The sequence below is a fragment of the Bartonella sp. B12(2025) genome (assembly GCF_053795135.1).
The window spans coordinates 1,079,859-1,094,653 of sequence record NZ_CP200031.1 but is presented as its reverse complement, the minus strand read 5'-3'; the positions used below and the strand labels follow the sequence as shown (position 1 = coordinate 1,094,653).

General features: G+C 38.4%; 13 protein-coding genes. 9 read left to right on the top strand and 4 right to left on the bottom strand.

Going from position 1 to position 14,795, the window contains the following annotated elements; translation table 11 throughout:
• Position 1 precedes the first annotated feature (1 nt).
• The 3 genes from V3564_RS04795 to V3564_RS04785 all read left to right on the top strand — a co-directional run bounded on the left by V3564_RS04795 (position 2) and on the right by V3564_RS04785 (position 1,564).
• Positions 2-370 (top strand): YraN family protein, encoded by a 369-nt coding sequence (locus V3564_RS04795; protein WP_455480458.1) that lies wholly within the window; start codon positions 2-4, stop codon positions 368-370.
• Between the two features lie 104 nt (positions 371-474).
• Entirely contained in the window at positions 475-720 is a 246-nt protein-coding gene (locus V3564_RS04790) for a hypothetical protein (RefSeq protein WP_455480457.1), read from the top strand.
• A 52-nt stretch (positions 721-772) separates the two neighbouring features.
• Entirely contained in the window at positions 773-1,564 is a 792-nt protein-coding gene (locus V3564_RS04785) for a pyrroline-5-carboxylate reductase (RefSeq protein ID WP_455480456.1), read from the top strand.
• Between the two features lie 951 nt (positions 1,565-2,515).
• On the opposite strand, the gene V3564_RS04780 is transcribed toward V3564_RS04785, so the two are convergent.
• Genes V3564_RS04780 through V3564_RS04770 form a run of 3 tightly spaced genes read right to left on the bottom strand, consistent with a single transcriptional unit; the run spans position 2,516 to position 5,899 of the window.
• On the bottom strand, positions 2,516-4,177 hold the full coding sequence (locus tag V3564_RS04780; RefSeq protein WP_455480455.1) for a 4Fe-4S dicluster domain-containing protein: 1,662 nt from the start codon (positions 4,175-4,177) through the stop codon (positions 2,516-2,518).
• Between the two features lie 3 nt (positions 4,178-4,180).
• Positions 4,181-5,101 (bottom strand): electron transfer flavoprotein subunit alpha/FixB family protein, encoded by a 921-nt coding sequence (locus V3564_RS04775; RefSeq protein ID WP_455480454.1) that lies wholly within the window; start codon positions 5,099-5,101, stop codon positions 4,181-4,183.
• A 51-nt stretch (positions 5,102-5,152) separates the two neighbouring features.
• A complete protein-coding gene (locus tag V3564_RS04770) occupies positions 5,153-5,899 on the bottom strand; it encodes an electron transfer flavoprotein subunit beta/FixA family protein (protein WP_455480453.1) in 747 nt (248 codons plus the stop codon).
• A gap of 495 nt (positions 5,900-6,394) precedes the next feature.
• On the opposite strand from V3564_RS04770, the gene V3564_RS04765 reads away from it, so the two are divergent.
• The 3 genes from V3564_RS04765 to V3564_RS04755 all read left to right on the top strand — a co-directional run bounded on the left by V3564_RS04765 (position 6,395) and on the right by V3564_RS04755 (position 9,098).
• Positions 6,395-7,201: a hypothetical protein gene (locus V3564_RS04765; protein ID WP_455480452.1), complete on the top strand. Its 807-nt coding sequence runs from the start codon at positions 6,395-6,397 to the stop codon at positions 7,199-7,201.
• A gap of 164 nt (positions 7,202-7,365) precedes the next feature.
• Positions 7,366-8,286: a sulfite exporter TauE/SafE family protein gene (locus V3564_RS04760; RefSeq protein ID WP_455480451.1), complete on the top strand. Its 921-nt coding sequence runs from the start codon at positions 7,366-7,368 to the stop codon at positions 8,284-8,286.
• A 2-nt stretch (positions 8,287-8,288) separates the two neighbouring features.
• Positions 8,289-9,098: a TIGR02186 family protein gene (locus tag V3564_RS04755; RefSeq protein WP_455480450.1), complete on the top strand. Its 810-nt coding sequence runs from the start codon at positions 8,289-8,291 to the stop codon at positions 9,096-9,098.
• A 380-nt stretch (positions 9,099-9,478) separates the two neighbouring features.
• On the opposite strand, the gene V3564_RS04750 is transcribed toward V3564_RS04755, so the two are convergent.
• On the bottom strand, positions 9,479-9,607 hold the full coding sequence (locus V3564_RS04750) for a hypothetical protein (protein ID WP_455480449.1): 129 nt from the start codon (positions 9,605-9,607) through the stop codon (positions 9,479-9,481).
• Positions 9,608-9,858: 251 nt separating this feature from the next.
• Between V3564_RS04750 and xseA the strand changes: the two genes are divergently transcribed.
• From xseA to V3564_RS04735, 3 genes are all read left to right on the top strand, one after another.
• Positions 9,859-11,418, top strand: a complete 1,560-nt coding sequence (gene xseA, locus V3564_RS04745; RefSeq protein ID WP_455480448.1) for an exodeoxyribonuclease VII large subunit — start codon at positions 9,859-9,861, stop codon at positions 11,416-11,418.
• Entirely contained in the window at positions 11,396-12,022 is a 627-nt protein-coding gene (locus V3564_RS04740) for a DNA-3-methyladenine glycosylase I (protein WP_455480447.1), read from the top strand. Before xseA ends, V3564_RS04740 begins: the two co-directional genes overlap by 23 nt.
• A gap of 1,114 nt (positions 12,023-13,136) precedes the next feature.
• The gene (locus tag V3564_RS04735; protein ID WP_455480446.1) at positions 13,137-14,762 is read left to right on the top strand and encodes an ABC transporter substrate-binding protein; all 1,626 of its coding nucleotides are present in this window, start codon (positions 13,137-13,139) and stop codon (positions 14,760-14,762) included.
• The last annotated feature ends 33 nt before the right edge of the window (positions 14,763-14,795 follow it).

Sequence of the window (14,795 nt, the reverse complement as noted above, 5' to 3'; positions counted from 1 at the left end):
TATGCAAAAAGAGCAGAGACAAAAGTCTTTTTATCGAGGTGTTCGTGCAGAAAAATGGGCCGCTTGGTGGTTACGCTTCAAAGGGTTTTACATCGTTGAAATTCGTTTTAAAACAAAGTGTGGTGAGATTGATTTAATTGCGCGGCGTGGAAATCTTGTTTTAATTGTTGAAGTAAAAGCGCGTTCAACATTGGCTGAAGCAATGGATGCGGTTTCTCGGCTAAGCGAAAGGCGCATTGAAGCAGCAGCTGATATTTGGCTGGCACGACAAAAAGATTATGCTCTTTTATGTATACGCTTTGACTTGATCGCGATTGTGCCATGGCGTTTGCCGCGACATATTCCCTCATTTTTTACGTCGGATAAATAAGAGTTTTTATCCCGTTTTGACTATGGTAAAAACATTTCATTTTTATGAGCACATGGCATGGAAAGCACGTAATATAACAGCTTGAGTGCCACGAGGAGAAAAATATGGACGATTATGAAAAATTTGCGACGGGTTTGTTAATTGTTTTTGGAGCGCTGATTATTGGTGGTTTAATGGCAATGCATATTGTGCTCATGAATAAGGAAGGCTTTTTATTTGCGTTAGCGGCTGCTGTCGTTGGTTGGTTTTCTGCTTTTGCGATTCTCTTTGATAAGCCAAAAGTTTATTTGGGGTTGATTATTCTTTCTGTGTTATGTGTTGCTTCCTCAATTAGTGTTTATGTTAGTTGAAATATATGAACTGCTTAAGCCTCATTTAAAATTATAAGAGCGAGGAGTAGAAATGAAAGTTGGCTTTTTGGGAACGGGGAAAATCAGCGCTTCAATGGTTGATGGTTTAATGATGAGCGCTTTTGACGTTTCTTCTATTATTATTTCACCGCGTAATGCGCAAATAGCAGAGCGCCTTTCGCACAATTATGATAAGGTTATAATTGCTGAAAACAATCAAATATTGTTGGATGACAGTGACTGTGTTTTTTTGTGTTTGCCCAACCAAACTGCAGAAGAGGTCTTGCGTCCTCTTCATTTTCGCCCAGAACAGCTTGTCATTTCCGTGCTTGCCATGGCAAAAGCAGCAGACGTTGAAGAGTGGATCAAGCATAAGGTTTATCGTGCTGTTCCGCTTCCTTTTGTGGCAGAATGTAAAAATTTGACACCAATTTATCCGGACCATCCATTTTTATGCAGTTTATTTGATGCATTGGGTGGAACATTGGTGTTGGATGCGGAAGAGCAGTTTGATCTTTTCATGACTGCTGGTTCATTAATGGGGGTTTATTTTAATTTTATAGAAACAGCGCATCAATGGTTGGTGACACAAGGGTTAAAGAAACAGCAGTCGGCAAACTTTCTTGCCATGATGTTTGGAAATCTTACGGATGAAATGCGCAAGATTATAACTACTGGTTCTCCTGCATCTCTTGATTTTGCACTGCTTGAGAAAGAGTTTTCAACGAAGGGAGGAACAAATGAATTTTTGTCAAACTGTTTTTCTCGCCAAGGGGGAAAGAGAGCTTTAATAGCGGCTCTTGAGACCACTTTGCAAAAAATAAATACTCCGTTTACGCATTAAAAATGCTAGCCCAATATTTTTTCTGATCTCGATGAGAGGGGTATTGCTGCATTCGTTGATAGTTCTGCGTGAACACAGATCTAGACAATTGTCTATTATATACATGTTTAAGAGCAAGCAGCTTGATATTTAGAATTTTTCTATAGTAATAAATTGATTTATAAAGTTAAGTCCTCGTTTTTAACTTGAATGAGAACACTGAATACAGAAAGCTTTTTTCATTTCAATTCCTTTTATCATGAATCAAAAAACATTTGCTTGTATGTCACAAGAGGGATCAACGTAGAGATAAAAGTCGTTTAAGATAGGGGTAAATATGTTTCTTATGAACCAAGTTAGTGCAAGAGTAGATGCAGCAATGGGAGTTGGAAAATAGAATGATGGTGTTTGCTCATACTTTCATAAACGTAAAGATGGTAGTGCTAAATGGATTTTGCGTTATATTATCCATAGAAAGTACTGACAATGGGAATTGGCCTCATAGAGATATTTTTCTAAAGTAAGTTTGTGAATGAGAAGCCTAATGGCGTGCTGTTCTTCGTAAGGGAGAGAATGAGAAAAGCAAAAGCGTGAGGCATTGTGCAATCTGTATTATTTAAAAGATATTGTTGTAGTTGTTTTCGAAGGTTGTAAAGCTGAATTAAAAAAATAGTGAAGATGAGTGATGGTTTGCGTCTTTACAGCAGAATGGTAAAAATTATCTTAGTCATTGTTTTATCATTGATAGATAAAAAGTTTTTTAATAACAACATATTATAGATTTCTCTAATGAAAAAAGTAATTTGGTAGTAAGAGTATTTTATGTGGGAGTAGTGATAGAGTACGTTTCATATTGTGAAAAAAAAAACGTGCATTGAAAGTACAGGATGGTTTCTGTTTTGTGAGAAGAAGAACTCTTATATTGTGTTTATTGTGTTTTGTAAATCCTAATTTTAGTGGAAAGAACAATGATTACATATTGAGATAAAGTGGTCCCTCATTGCCTTGTGGGCAGATCCAATTGATATTTTGGTTAGGATCTTTGATGTCGCAGGTTTTACAATGTATGCAGTTTGAAGCGTTGATAACATAAGTTTTGTGTTCATTATTGTTTAGCCACTCGTAGACAGCGGCAGGGCAGTAGCGTGTGGAAGGCCCTCCATAGATTGCGTATTCGGAGTTTTTTTGTTTTTCTAATGAAGCTATTTTTAAATGGCAAGGTTGGTTTTCTTCATGGTGCGTATTAGAAAGTGCAACACTAGAAAGGCGATCGAAGGTTACAATACCGTCTGGTTTTGGATAAGCAATGGGTTGAAATTTTTCTGCTGGTTCAAGACATGCATAATCCGGTTTCCCGTGAGAGAGTGTTTTAAATAAGGAAAATCCGAACAACTGTTGCCACCACATATCAAAGCCGGCAAGCTTAATCCCGTATTTTGTGCCGAATTTTGCCCAGAGTGGTTTGACGTTGCGTGCTTTATAAAGATCTTTACCAATGGGACCTTTGCGCCAATGTTCCTCGATTTCTTTGACTTCATCATGGGCGCGACCTTGCGCAAGAGCTGTAGCGATTTTATTAGCTGCCAATATGCCAGATAAGATAGCATTGTGTGATCCTTTGATACGAGGGACATTAACAAAACCAGCAGAACAACCAATAAGTGCTCCACCAGGAAAGGTGAGTTTTGGTACAGACTGCCAGCCACCTTCGCTGATAACGCGCGCACCATAAGCAAGGCGTTTTGCATCTTTGAAGATTTCATATAGTTTGGGGTGCGTTTTAAAACGTTGAAATTCTTCAAAGGGAGAAAGATAGGGATTTTTATAATCTAAGTGCACAACAAAGCCGACAGAAATTAAATTGTTTTCTTGGTGGTAAAGAAAACCACCACCGCCCGTATTATTGTCTAAGGGCCAACCAGTGAAATGTTGAACTAAACCAAGCCTATGTTTTGTGGAGTCAACTTTCCAGAGTTCTTTGAGACCAAGACCAAATTTTTGTGGTTCACGGTTTTTACTAAGATCGAATTTCTGTATCAGTTGTTCTGCAATAGAGCCACGTGCCCCTTCCGCAATCAGAGTATATTTTGCTAATAAAGCCATACCAGGCATATAATTTTTTCCAGGAGATCCATCTTTGTTAAGACCCATATCACCTGTGAGGACACCAATGATGGCTCCATTATCGTTCTGGATGGTTTCCGATATGGCAAAACCAGGATAAATTTCAACGCCAAGTGCTTCGGCTTTTTTGCTTAGCCAACGGCAAACATCACCGAGTGAAACGATATAGCAACCGTCATTTGATAAGATTTTTGGGCGGAAAATATTGGGAAATACTGTGGCGTTTTTTTGCTTTAGAAAAAAAATTTGTTCACTTGTGACTGGTGTTTTGAAGGGATGATCGTGTTCACTTCTCCATTCTGGCAAGAGTGTATCAATGCCGATGGGATCTACAATTGCTCCAGATAGAATGTGAGCACCAACTTCACTACCTTTTTCAACGATTGTGACAGAAAGTTCGGGGTTGATCTGTTTTAGACGAATTGCGGCAGAAAGTCCTGCAGGTCCTGCTCCGACAATCACTATGTCAAATTCCATACTTTCACGTTGGTGATGCAAAGGTGAATTCATGGCTTATAAAGCTTTCTCTAACTCCGGAATAATTTGGTGAAGATCGCCTACAAGAGCATAATCAGCAATTTGCATGATGGGGGCTTCTTCATCTTTATTAATAGCTACAATAACTTGTGCATCCATTATACCGGCCAAATGTTGGATTGCACCGGAAATGCCGACAGCGATATAAAGCTCAGGGGCAATAACCTTGCCTGTTTGTCCAATTTGCCAATCATTGGGGGCATAGCCTGCGTCAACTGCTGCGCGGCTGGCGCCTAAAGCAGCTTCTAGTTTATTTGCAAGGGGTAGAAGAAGTGACATAAATTGCTCTTGCGAACCAAGACCACGTCCGCCTGATATTACAATACGTGCTGAGGTAAGATCAGGGCGATTGCTTTTGTTGGTTTCTGCTTTTATGAAAGAAGAAAGGTTTGGATTGGGAGCTGGTATTATTGTTTTAATGGGAGCAGAGTTATTTTGGAAAGAGGCTGGTATGAAGGAAGCTGTTCGGACTGTTATAATCTTTTGACGATCATTGCTGCGGACAGTTTCAATTGCATTTCCTGCATAAATTGGTCGTTTGAAGGTATCGGGTGCAAGAACGGCGATAATGTCTGAAATTTGCATAAGATCAAGATGGGCAGCCACGCGCGGCATCACATTTTTGCCGGTGCTGGTAGATGCAGCCATGAGCACATCATAATCATTAGCTAACTTGACGATTGTATTTGCTATAGGTTCGGCTAGTTGATGCGCTAAATAATCAGCTTCAGCGACAAGAACTTGTCGCACACCAGCGAGCTTGGCACTGTTTTCAGCAAGTTCTTGAACCTTTGTTCCGCAAATTAAAATATCAACATTATCGCTGATTGCTCGAGCTGCTGTGAGTGTTTTTGCGGTTTCTTTTGTATTATGTTCGGATAATAAAAGAATTGCCATAAGTTCTTACCCTTTTATGCATTATTGCTTTTGATCCATTGGTTATAGAGTTTAAATGTGATTTGTTTGTTTTAGCACATTGACAAGCTCTGCTACATTAGCCACTCTGACGCCAGATTGGCGGGGTTTTGGTTCTGTAACGCTAAGGATTGTTAAACGTGCTCGCGTATCTACGCCAAGGTCAGACAGTGCTTTTTTTTCAATAGGTTTCTTTCTTGCTTTCATAATATTGGGCAGAGAAGTATAACGCGGTTCATTTAGCCGTAGATCAGCAGTCATAACTATGGGAAGGGGCAGGGAAAGGGTTTGTGTGCCATCATCTACTTCGCGGATAACAACTGCGTGTCCATTTTCTATGTTTAGACGCGAGGCAAAAGTTGCTTGTCCCCAACCAAGAAGAGCTGCTAGCATTTGTCCTGTTTGATTGCTATCGTCATCAATGGCTTGTTTTCCTAAAAAAACCATATCTGGTTTTTCTTCATGAATAATAACCTTCAGAGTCTTAGCAATTGCTAAGGGCTCAAGTGTCTGCTCCGTTGTTATAAGGATAGCGCGGTCGGCACCCATTGCAAGTCCTGTTCGTAAGGTTTCTTGTGCTGCTTCTGGTCCAATTGAAACAACAACAACTTCCGAGACTTTCCCAGATTCTTTCTGGCGGATTGCTTCTTCCACGGCGATTTCGTCAAAAGGGTTCATAGACATTTTTACATGAGACAGATCAACGCCTGTGCTGTCAGGTTTGACGCGTATCTTGATGTTATAATCAACAACACGTTTGACAGCGACAATTATCTTCATGATTATCCTCCTTGTTTGTATGATTACAAGTTTATAGTAATAATCACCAGAAACCAAATCGTTTAGAATTGAATTTCACTTATAATTGATTTTCTCACTATATAAGCTTTCTTGTATTTGTTGGTACTCTTTTATCATCGTTTTTATTGTACATTTTGCTTTATTTTGCACTTCAATAATCGCCTTCTTCATTTGAACAAAAAGTAAAAAAATTAGTGTAGGTCGTGGAGATATTCTTTTTTTGTTTCACATGCTCAGCTTATAATGGGTCAATAGGTATGTAATGTAATAGCAAAATGGTGAAAAAAGCGAAAATAGAGAAATCACTTTCCAATTTAAATCTTGAGAGCAGGAAATTTAAGTGTCACTCTTTTAAATATTTTTGGAAGTTCTTAAAGCTCTATTTACTAAAATAGGGCACATTTTCTACTTATTGCGATTCTCTGCAAAAAATTAATAGGTGTAGTGTTTTAAAATACAATGAGGGTAGAGTTTTTGAATACGAAGAGTCATACTACAAAGCAAATTAAGCATGACAACCCTCCTTTTGTTGTTGAGAAAAAAGAGAGGATGGGTACGCCTATTGAAGTAACGATGTCGGACATTACTAAAAAATTACGCTCTGTTTATGCACAAATGCAGATGAAGTATTCGCCTCATCATTTGGCATCACAAAGTTCTATGGAAGAGAGTTTTAAATCTTACTTGGATGACATTAGTCGGGCAATTTTGGCTGAGCACTATATTCGTCGCCAAAAAGAAAAAAAGCTTTTTGAGCATTTAGAGCAGATTAAAACACTTGTTCAGAGTTTGCATAACGAAAAGAAGAGCTTAGAAGAAGCAGCTGTAACACGGCGTATGCCTCGCTTTAAATCGTCTGATTCTGTTGTACGGCACCTTGCTCATATGGCATGTGAGGAAAATAAAGAGCGTTCTTCATTCCAGGAGCTACCAAGCTTTTTGAGACAAAACAGCATAACTCCAATTCATAAAAATGTTGAAAGCGTGTTGCAACAAGGGAATAAAAGCTCTTTGCCAATAGATGCTATGAAGCCTTCTTTAAAAGAAGCTGAGAAATTTGTTGAGCATTCTGCAATAGAAGAAAAGCGCTCTGATGTTCAAGCATCTGATCGTTGCATTGAGAATGAAAAGTCTTCTTCCTTAAAAGCAAAGCTTGTAAGAGTTTTCTTTTTTTTACGTTATTCAGTTAAAAAATTTTTTCTTTGTTTTTTAACTATTGTATTTATGACAGCGATAACGTTATGTCTTTATGTCTCTTTAAGAGGAGTTCGTTTTTTTTAATTTTATGATATTAAGTTAATAGACATGAGGTATGTTGCGCCTTCATAATTTTGTGAAGCCATGTATGACATCTAAAATTGTCCTTTTAAGTACGCAACGAAGATTATTGGAGAAGGGGCTCTCGAATTATCTAAAAAGCTCAAATTATCTTGAAGGTTCTGTAAGTGAGTATTTATTTACCAATTGCTGAAATGTCGCTCAACATGCTGATCTTGATTGGTATGGGGGTTGTTGGTGGTTTTTTTTCAGGTCTTTTTGGGATTGGTGGTGGTTTTCTTATCACGCCTTTATTGATTTTTTATAATATTCCTCCTGCTATTGCTGTTGGAACGGGGGCTAACCAGATGATTGCATCATCTGTGACGGGGGCAATTACGCATTTTAGAAGACGCACTCTTGATATCAAACTTGGTATTCTTTTAGCGATTGGAGGGGGGGCTGGCTCTTTAATCGGGATCCAGATTTTTTCTGTTTTAAAAAAATTGGGTCAATTAGATTTAATGATTTCGCTTCTTTATGTGATTCTTCTTGGGAGCGTAGGAAGTTTGATGATTATTGAAAGTTGGTGCGATATGCTGCGTCAGCGCAAGGCACAAAAAGTCAGTATTCGTCTTGCTGGTAGGCATAATTGGATCCATCGTTTACCGTTAAAAATGCGTTTTCGGACATCAATGATATATGTCAGCATTATTCCAGTTTTAGGGATTGGTTTAATTGTTGGGTTGCTGTCTTCTATTATGGGAATCGGTGGGGGATTCTTTATGATACCAGCATTGATTTACCTTCTACGTGTCCCAACCAATGTAGTGATTGGAACTTCACTTTTTCAGATTACATTTGTATCCTCTTTTACCACAGTTTTGCAAAGTGTGAGCAATCAGTCAGTTGATATTGTTTTGGCTTTTTTGCTGATGATTGGAGGAAGTATTGGTGCGCAATATGGGACACGTGCTGGACGAAAATTAAAGGCTGAACAATTGCGCATGGCGCTTGCATTTTTGGTGTTGGTTGTATGTATGCGTCTTGCTTTTCAATTATTTGTACGCCCTGATAACCTTTTCTCTCTGGATATTCTTATGAGATAAAAATGGGTAGATTATTTTCTTTATACATTATTGTGGGCTGCTTTTGCGTGGTCTCTTTTCCTACGTGGGCACATGTTGGTGCAAAAGCTGCATTCATTGATCAAGTTAACCACGAAACTATCCAAATTATCTTAACAACGAATACGGTTACGGTTGATACACATTTCGATGGTTGTGACCTCTATATTGCTGGTGTTTTGGAAAATATTGATCCGTTATATTCTCAGCAGAAGCGTTATGATATCATTGTTAGTTTAGAGGGACAATCTCGGCCGATGGTTATGCGGGAGAAGAAACGTAATGCTGGAGTTTGGGTTAACGCAGATTCCCTTATTTTTAAAAATGTTCCTCTTTTTTATTCTATGGTCACAACGCGTGAGATTGATGATATTACTAGCATTGAAGATTATAAACGCTTACGCTTAGGATTATCCTATTTGTTGCCGCAGACGGATGAACCAGATCAGCAGAAAATACAAATCTTTCGTGATGAACTTATAAAGTTGCAAAAAGCCAAAAATCTTTATAATGAGGAAGTGGGCGGTGTTCGTTTTGGTTCTGGCACACTTTTTACAGCGCATTTTCGTTTGCCGGCAAATACTCCTGTTGGACATTATCAGGCGCGCGCTTATCTTTTTCTCGATGGACAGTTTATTGATAGCGCAACAACGACTCTTGAAATCGTTAAAGCACATATTGCTTATACAATTTTTCACGCAGCTCATAAGTATGGTTTCTTATATGGTGTTATTGCGGTGATTGTGGCTGTGAGTACAGGATTTTTATGTCGTTTGATTTTTCGAAAAGATTAGCGGAAGAGAAACGTTAAGGCATTTATTTTATGATAAATGTGTAAAAAGAAAAATAGGCGTGACAATGATTGTTGGCATCGTGGTCATATGGAAGACGTTTGTAAGAGTTATAAATCCTATTTTCCGTGGAAATTTTAAAAATTTTATTATTAGTTTGCACGAGACTTCAAGGCTTTCACCCAAAACTTCATCATGCTGCCGGGAAGAGGTGGAAGAATGAGCAATTTTATAGCAATACGCCTTAATGTTTCTATAAGAAATGTATGAAAAGAATTGGACATATTTATCTTTTTGTTCAATTTTACATATCTTTGAATATATTGCGTTCCCATTGTATAATATAGTGATGTCGTTATTATAAAGAAGAAATGGTTTTTTCGCTATTCGTATTTTCTTTTGTTTTTCCTTATTTTTTTTTCGAGTTTACCACCTTGTAATACTGGTGTAACCTCTGTATCGGTTTCTGAAACGCGCTCGTGTTCTGTTGGCATTTTTCGAGATATTTTCATGGTATTTCTTTCATTAACTTGTTGGATATTTTTTATTTCTATGAATTGGTAAAGAGATAATTATAATGGTTCGACGTTTTGCATAATGGTAAGAATTTTCAGCACGCCGAAGGCCCCTATGGAATAGTTAATATGTTGTGTATAGAATGTAATTTCAAGTATTCTATTTTAGAGAGATATTTCATTCTAATTAAAGATGTGTTTGTGTGAATGTTTAAAGATTGAGTATTTTAACTTCCGTGAATTGAAAAATGATAAATCTGTTTGCTGAAAAAGCAAGTGCAACGAATGTAGTAGAGTTTAGTGTTTCCGAAATAGCGGGGGCTTTAAAGCGCGTTGTTGAAGAGAAATTTGGTTATGTGCGGGTGCGTGGGGAGATATCAGGTTACCGCGGTGCTCATACTTCGGGGCATTCCTATTTTGCTTTAAAAGATGATAAGGCGCGCTTGGAGGCTGTTATTTGGCGCGGTATTATGGAAAAGCTCAAGTTCCTTCCGGAAGAAGGGATGGAAGTAGTTGCTGTTGGCAAACTTACAGTTTATCCAGGCTCATCAAAATATCAAATTGTCATTGAAGAACTTGAGCCCGCGGGGGTTGGTGCTTTGATGACACTCCTAGAGAATCGTAAGAAAAAGCTTGCGAATGAAGGTTTGTTTGACGAAGACAAGAAAAAACCTTTGCCTTATATGCCCCGAATTATAGGCGTTGTAACATCACCAACAGGCGCTGTTATTCGCGACATTATTCATCGTATATCAGATCGTTTCCCATTACATATTTTGGTTTGGCCTGTACGTGTTCAGGGAGAAACAAGTGGGCGAGAAGTGGCGGCTGCTGTTGAAGGTTTTAATGCTCTCCCTTTAGGAGGTATTGTTCCAAAACCTGATCTTATTATTGTTGCACGGGGAGGAGGAAGTTTAGAAGATTTATGGGGGTTTAATGATGAAGCTGTTGTTCGTGCTGTTTATGCATCTTCCCTTCCGGTTATCTCTGCTGTTGGGCATGAAACGGATTGGACTTTGATCGATTATGTCGCTGATTGGCGCGCTCCAACTCCTACAGGAGCAGCAGAGAGGGCTGTTCCCGTCAAGTTCGATCTTGAAGTGTATGTGGCATCGCTTTGTGCGCGTTTGCGTGCGGGGCTGGTGCGTTATTTTGATTTTCATCAACAAAGGTTACGTGCAGTTGCGCGAGGTCTTCCAACTTCCGACCAACTTTTTGCTTTTCCTTGGCGTAGTTTTGATGAGGTTTCAAGTCGATTGCAACGTGCTCTTCACGTAAGTTTTGATAAAAAACGCTCTTATTTTCATGCATTTGGTGCACGTCTTTCGCTACGATTATTGAATACTGAAAAAGCGCGACGCAGCTTTAATGAAGCTTCAAGTCGATTGCAACGTGCTCTTCACGTAAGTTTTGATAAAAAACGTTCTTATTTTCATGCATTTGGTGCACGTTTTTCGCCACGGTTACTGAATACTGAAAAGGCTAAACAAAATACCAAAGAGTATACTGTACGTCTTCGTCGTGCTTTTTTACGCACTGTTGAAAAACAGCGTGCTCAGGTGGAGTTAGCATTCAGACTTTTAAGAAGCACTTCATACCAAAGTATTTTAGAGCGTGGTTTTGTTTTGGCTTTAGGGCAAAATGATAAGCCCATTAAACGGTTGGTGCAACTTCCTGAAACAGGGTCAATAAATTTGCGTTTTTTTGACGGTGAAAGCAGCGTTTTAGTACAAAATCATGCTTCCAATCGATCTCTAAAATCTCAACGGGTAAAATCAAAGAAAGATGATCAAGGAACGCTCTTTTAGTGGGGTGAATGAAGCACTTAGTGAAGGGCTTCTTATGGGCGCGGATGGGAAAGTTCGTTGTTCGTGGGCAGGAACTGATCCGCTTTATTGTGCTTATCATGATAACGAATGGGGAAAACCTGTTTTTGATGATCGTCGTTTATTTGAAAAAATCTGCCTTGAAGGTTTTCAGGCGGGACTTTCTTGGCTAACAATTTTAAAAAAAATCGTCTCTTTTCGAGATGCGTTCGATGGCTTTGATTTTGAAAAAATTATGCATTACGATGAAGTAAAGGTGCAAATGCTGATGCAGAACAAAGGCATTGTTCGTCATCAAGGAAAAATTAGATCGGTGATTAATAATGCCATAAAAGCGAAGGCAATCGTTGAAGAGTGGGGTAGTTTGTCTCATTATTTTTGGTCTTTTCAGCCACCGCCGTCTGAGCGTTATGAAAAGGTAAATTTTCAAATATTACGGGATAATCCTATTACACCTACTTCTATTCGTCTTGCGACAAATTTGAAAAAACGTGGTTGGACATTTATTGGCCCTACGACTTGTTACGCTTTTATGCAGGCAATAGGGATTGTTAATGATCATCTTGAAGGGTGTTTTTGTCGTTAAATTTTCAACATTTTTTTTAATTTATCCGTGTACGTGTTGTTTTATTTTTTGAAATTGAATGAAGTATGTTTTTTACTGAATGGTATGGTCATTGGTCATTTTTGTTAGATATTTCGTTATCAAGTGCTTGTGAGTGAAGTATAAAATAAAATGATGATAATGAAAAATTGATGTTAAGTCACTTAGAATGCTTGTGTAACGCTTTATTATCTGATAGCTTTTCCTCTGAAAGCGGTTTTTTATGTGTGGGTTTCAGCTTTTGAGGAAGAAAGTTGAGGCCGGGAGAGTTTTCTATCTGCTGCGATGTTTAGTTTAATCTTTAGAATTTATCATTAAAGCCAAGGGTATTGGTGTGTGTGTTCTTTAAATGCGCAAAGCAGTGGTAACAGTCGGAATTAAGAAAAATTTATATTCGGCTATGTTTTTATGAGGGGGCAAGTATGATGGATTTTATTTTTACCAGTGAACAGAGTGTGCTTGGCTATGCGCTCTCTTATTGGGCATGATGTTTTTGAAAATTGTGTATTCTTAGAAAGATGGCATTTGAAAAGAGTGGTATTTTCTGCTGTAATTTTGTTCCAGCCAAATTATTTAGTTTAGTATTGTGGGTGAAGAGGATTTTTTACGTTCAGCTTTTAAAAGATTAAATGGTTTTTATAGATGTTTGTGTTTGGCAAGGGGATTTTTATGTTTTACTAACTGTTTAATTCAATTACGATAATGCGGGAGGGATGATGTTCGCGCTTTAAAATTGAATATTTGAGGGCGCAGTTGTTTTTGACACAATTTAAGGAATGGGATGATAAGCTTATGAGTTTTCGTGCAGCAATGTTATCATGCTTTATACCTTACACCTTTGATGATTAACTGAAGGGGAATATGCTTGTTCCAGTGAATAAGGTATTATGGCATGGATGCAAATTAGCGAGGTTAAGGAGTCTGCACGTTTTTTTATGATTTTATTAAGACATAAGCCAATGGATTGAAAATGGAACGAATATGTGCAGGTTGTTAAATCATGTTTGTTCAGTTTTTTGTTGTTGTAAATTGATTGTGTCGTTTTAAGATTTTGAAAATAATGAATTAATGTGAAATATTATAAAGGGAAAAATTTATGAGTTTGAAGAGAAAGATATTGAGAGGTGGCAGTTCTTTTATTTCTGCTCTTATTGCTATGGGTATGTCTTTACAACACGTATCAGCAAAAACACCTGCTGGTACACTTGTGATGGCTTGGAATATTGATTCCATTGTTACGTTTGATCCTGCGCAAATCAATGAAGTGGTTCCAGGTGAAATTCTTGTCAACACTTGTGATAATTTGGTTAGTGCTGCTCGAGATGATGCAGCTAAAGCAGTTCCATCTTTGGCGGAGAGTTGGGATGTTTCAGGGGATGAACACAGTACAACTATTACTTTTCATTTGCGCGATGGTTTGAAGTTTAATGATGGTCGTCCTGCAAATGCTTATGATCTTCTTTGGAGTATGAAGCGGGTTGTTAAATTAAGTATGGCTAATGCTGCGACATTTGGTGATTATGGCATTACCGCTGAAACAGTTGATTCTGCTCTTCAAGCACCAGATGAGAAAACTGTGGTAATGAAATTTGATAAACCTTATCCAGAAGAACTTATTCTTAGCAATGTTGCCACTAGATACGCTACTGCCTTGCTTGATCGTGAAACGATTATGAAGCATGAAAAAGATGGCGATATGGGAAATCGGTACTTGGCTAGCCACATTGCCTGTGTTGGTCCTTATCAATTGGCGAGTTGGCGTCCTGGAGAGGCCATTTTATTGCGTGCGAGTTCCAATTATTGGGGAGAAGCGCCTAAGATTAAGCAGGTTTTGATTCGTCATGTTGGTGAGTCAGGAACACAACGTCTATTGTTACAGAAACACGATGTTGATGTTGCACGTAATTTGACGCCTGAAGATTTAGCAGATCTCCAAAAAACAACGGATATTAAGATTGAGAGAGTATTGGTGCCGTCCATGATGTATTGGGGCTTCAATATGACGAATCCTATTTTTGCTAATGAAAAAGTGCGTTTAGCAATGCGCTATCTTATTGACTATGAAGGTCTTGCAAAGACAACTCTCAAGGGAGTTGCTGTCCCGCGTGCAAGTTTTCTTCCTCTCGGTACTTTAGGAGCCTTGAATGAAAAAGAAGGACAGCCCTTTAAAGTTAATTTTCAAAAAGCTAAGCAACTTTTAACTGAGGCAGGTTATCCGAATGGGTTTGAGGCAAATGTCCTGGTCGGAGCGTCCTCTCTTAATTTACCGATTATGCAATCTATCCAAGATAATGCTGCAAAGGTTGGTGTGCATTTGAAAATTGAACGCTTAGGAGGTGCGCAATTATTTTCAAAAATTTATGCACGTGCCTTTGATACTGCTTTTGCCGGGTGGAATAATGACTCTGCGGATCCTCACACAATGGCTTTACGTCTTATTTACAATCCTGATAATCGATTTGAGGCTAGGAATACGGCCTATCCCAGCTGGCAGAAGGGCTATTTTGATGCAAATATGAACCAGAAAGTTATAGATGCATTATTTGAAAAGAATCCCCAAAAGCGAGCGCAAATATATGCTGATTTGCAGCGTGAGCTTATGCAAACAGGACCTTATGCGTTCATTTTTCAAAAATATAGTATTGTAGCTATGTCACCTGTTGTCAAAAAATGGGTTTGGAACAACGCACCGCGTATTTTTTATAGTGCAATTGAGAAATAAACACGTATTAAGTTCTGTTATGACAAAGAAAGC

Coding starts and splice junctions, on each gene's coding strand:
- V3564_RS04795 (WP_455480458.1), top strand. CDS start 2: ATGCAAAAAGAGCAGAGACAAAAGTCTTTTTATCGAGGTGTTCGTGCA.
- V3564_RS04790 (WP_455480457.1), top strand. CDS start 475: ATGGACGATTATGAAAAATTTGCGACGGGTTTGTTAATTGTTTTTGGA.
- V3564_RS04785 (WP_455480456.1), top strand. CDS start 773: ATGAAAGTTGGCTTTTTGGGAACGGGGAAAATCAGCGCTTCAATGGTT.
- V3564_RS04780 (WP_455480455.1), bottom strand. CDS start 4,177: ATGAATTCACCTTTGCATCACCAACGTGAAAGTATGGAATTTGACATA.
- V3564_RS04775 (WP_455480454.1), bottom strand. CDS start 5,101: ATGGCAATTCTTTTATTATCCGAACATAATACAAAAGAAACCGCAAAA.
- V3564_RS04770 (WP_455480453.1), bottom strand. CDS start 5,899: ATGAAGATAATTGTCGCTGTCAAACGTGTTGTTGATTATAACATCAAG.
- V3564_RS04755 (WP_455480450.1), top strand. CDS start 8,289: ATGGGTAGATTATTTTCTTTATACATTATTGTGGGCTGCTTTTGCGTG.
- V3564_RS04750 (WP_455480449.1), bottom strand. CDS start 9,607: ATGAAAATATCTCGAAAAATGCCAACAGAACACGAGCGCGTTTCAGAA.
- xseA (WP_455480448.1), top strand. CDS start 9,859: ATGATAAATCTGTTTGCTGAAAAAGCAAGTGCAACGAATGTAGTAGAG.
- V3564_RS04740 (WP_455480447.1), top strand. CDS start 11,396: ATGATCAAGGAACGCTCTTTTAGTGGGGTGAATGAAGCACTTAGTGAA.
- V3564_RS04735 (WP_455480446.1), top strand. CDS start 13,137: ATGAGTTTGAAGAGAAAGATATTGAGAGGTGGCAGTTCTTTTATTTCT.